2 protein-coding genes and 3 pseudogenes are annotated in these 2591 nt (G+C 51.7%); all 5 read left to right on the top strand.

Annotation, left to right across the window (positions count from 1 at the left end):
• Nucleotides 1-1103, top strand: a 1103-nt coding sequence (locus M6G53_RS24705; protein ID WP_253335161.1) for a VENN motif pre-toxin domain-containing protein, incomplete at its 5' end; no start/stop codon positions are given.
• Nucleotides 1100-1465 carry a hypothetical protein gene (locus M6G53_RS24700; RefSeq protein ID WP_253335159.1) on the top strand — a complete coding sequence of 122 codons (366 nt, stop codon included), beginning with the start codon at nucleotides 1100-1102 and terminating at the stop codon, nucleotides 1463-1465. The genes M6G53_RS24705 and M6G53_RS24700, both read left to right, overlap by 4 nt.
• 63 nt (nucleotides 1466-1528) lie before the next feature.
• Nucleotides 1529-1990, top strand: a pseudogene (locus M6G53_RS25685) (VENN motif pre-toxin domain-containing protein); the annotation flags it as partial.
• 377 nt (nucleotides 1991-2367) lie between these two features.
• Nucleotides 2368-2448: pseudogene (locus tag M6G53_RS24690) on the top strand (tyrosine-type recombinase/integrase); the annotation flags it as partial.
• A gap of 4 nt (nucleotides 2449-2452) precedes the next feature.
• Nucleotides 2453-2591: pseudogene (locus tag M6G53_RS24685) on the top strand (hemagglutinin repeat-containing protein); the annotation flags it as partial.

Below are 2591 nucleotides of genomic sequence, written 5' to 3'. Positions count from 1 at the left end.
CGCTGGCGGGGAACAACCTGGCGGGTGCGCTGGCGAGCGGTGCCTCGCCGTATCTGGCGACGGAAATCAAAAAGCGGGTCGGTGAAGACAACATTGCGGCCAATGCGATGGCGCACGCGGTGCTGGGCGCGGTGACGGCGGAGCTGAACAACCAGTCGGCCGCAGCAGGCGGACTGGGTGCCGGCGGCGGGGAACTGACGGCGCGCTACATTGCCGGCCAGCTGTTCCCGGGCAAAACGGCAGAGCAGCTGAGCGAAAACGAGAAGCAGCAGGTGAGTGCACTGAGCCAGCTGGCCGCAGGGCTTGCAGGCGGGCTGGCGACGGGGGATACTGCGGGAGCAGTGACCGGCGGGCAGGCTGGGAAGAATGCGGTTGAGAATAACTCGTTGTCGGGAGATAAGGCGCGGGAGTCTGTTAAACAGGCCGCCGAATCTCTGAAAAATCAGGTTAGGGATAAACTTGGTGAAGGAACAACGTCTTCGATCGCGAATGGCATCATAAACGCGCTTGCGGATACTGGCGATGCAGCATTAGGTGGAGCGGATTACGCAGCCGATGCGGCTATGGCGCTGGCATCATGTGCTACCGGGGATAGCTACTGTAGTACGGCTCTTAATGACCTCTCCGGTAAGAATCAGGCGGTAGCGGACAGCGTTAAGGCGCTGATGAGCAGTGATACTTGGTCAGCAGTAGCCGACACAATCAAACAGGCGTCTGAAGGAAATCAGGCAGCGCTGGAAGCCACTGGCGGGTTGGTTGCTGGAATTATCCTTCCAGGTAAGAAAGTGCCATATGTTCCTAATGCTGGCTCTGTCGGAAATATGGGGGAGTTCTTTAAGCAGGCTGGTTTTGGTATCTTGGCAAAAGATAGTTCACAGAAAACTAGCAAGATTTATCAAGGACAAACAGTTTATAAAGCTTCTAGTAATATCAGTGATGAAATCCGTAAAGGAGATCAATTTTATCTAGATGCTAGCCATAAAAATCATCTTGAGGTGTTTGATAGCAAAGGTAACTTTAGGGTTGTTTTAAATTTGGATGGTTCAGTTAATGTAGATAAAACAAAAGTCGCTGCTAATGAAGGACGGAAATTGCCTAAATGATTAAAGAAATTAATTTTGATGAGTTAAAAGACATTTATCTTCAGTTATCGAAGATCATGCCAAAAAAACCAATAGATGAGAGTGATCTTTTGGTTGATTATGAAGCTCAGCAATGTGATGTTTTCCATCGTCAGCTTGAATTGCTTGGAAATGCTAAAGAGTTTTTGGTAAGGGCGAGTTTGGATGGTGATAAGGTCGCAATACAAGCGGCATTGGTATATATCAGAGTATACTCAATGAATTTATCAAGTTTTTTTGATGCATTTAAAGAGGATGCTGATTCTTTGTTGAGATCTTCAGATTGGCCTGATATACCAGAGCACTATCAAATACCTGCGCATTACAATTACCCTACTAAGTAGCAAAGTTTCCAGCCATTTGGCCGGGATCTTTGTTTCAAGCATGGAGGCAAAGGACAGAGCTGTCTCGATACCGGCACGCTGGGCTGGACGGACATCCACAACCAGGCCGATTACAAGGGGAACACATCGGCGGCAGCATCAGCCCGATATTCAACAAGGAGAAGGAGCAGAAGCGGCTGAAACAGGCGCAGCTTATTGGCGAGATCGGCGGCCAGGCGATGGACGTGATCCGCATGCAGGGCGAGATCGCCGTACCTGGCGACGGAAATCAAGAAGCGGGTTGGTGAAGACAATATCGCCGCCAACGCGATGGCGCACGCGGTGCTGGGCGCGGTGACGGCGCAGCTGAACAACCAGTCAGGATTGGCCGGAGGACTGGGCGCGGGCGGCGGGGAACTGACGGCGTGCTACATTGCCGGCCAGCTGTTCCCGGGCAAAACGGCAGAGCAGCTGAGCGAAAGCGAGAAGCAGCAGGTGAGCGCACTGAGCCAGTTGGCCGCAGGGCTTGCAGGCGGGCTGGCGACGGGGGAGAATCTGGTAGAGTGGTCACGGTTAAATATGGCGATAAATGAGAAGAATGATATCTGTGAGTATGCGCTTCATTCATTAAGTGATGTCATTAGCTTTGCGAGGTTCGTCAGTTACGCAGAAGATTTGCCTCAGCTAAATGAGCTATTTGAAGATGAGCACAATAGAGATAATTATCAGAAAATATGGTTTGAACTAGAAATTATCAATGCACTTGCTCTGTCTGAATGGGAGAGTGAAGGCCGTCCCGCAGACTGGCAAACACGCTGGGAATCAGAATATAAACACGATGCTTCTGAACTACTGGATGAGTTATTAAAGACATTGAAGTAAGGTAGCGGGGCTCGCGGCATCCCAATGCGGTGGTGCCGTGAGCGGCAGGCATTGACAAAGGGAGCTGCCATTTGTTCCGTCACGCGATGGCGACGCAGATGATGGAGAACGGACCTGCACTGGCATGAGAACGGCAATGGGCTGACCCATACCGAAACCCGGCTTGATGCGGGCAGCAACCTCAGCCTGACCAGCGGCAGAGATACCACACTGAAAGGTGCGCAGGCGAGCGGAGAAAAGGTTACCGTCGACGTGGGCCGCAACC

This window comes from Serratia nevei, from assembly GCF_024160145.1.
Lineage (GTDB): Bacteria > Pseudomonadota > Gammaproteobacteria > Enterobacterales > Enterobacteriaceae > Serratia > Serratia nevei_A.
This window is presented reverse-complemented; position numbering and strand designations above follow the sequence as displayed.

Bases quoted from the DNA above. Each gene is read 5' to 3' on its own strand.
- M6G53_RS24700 (WP_253335159.1), top strand. From the start codon at position 1,100: ATGATTAAAGAAATTAATTTTGATGAGTTAAAAGACATTTATCTTCAG.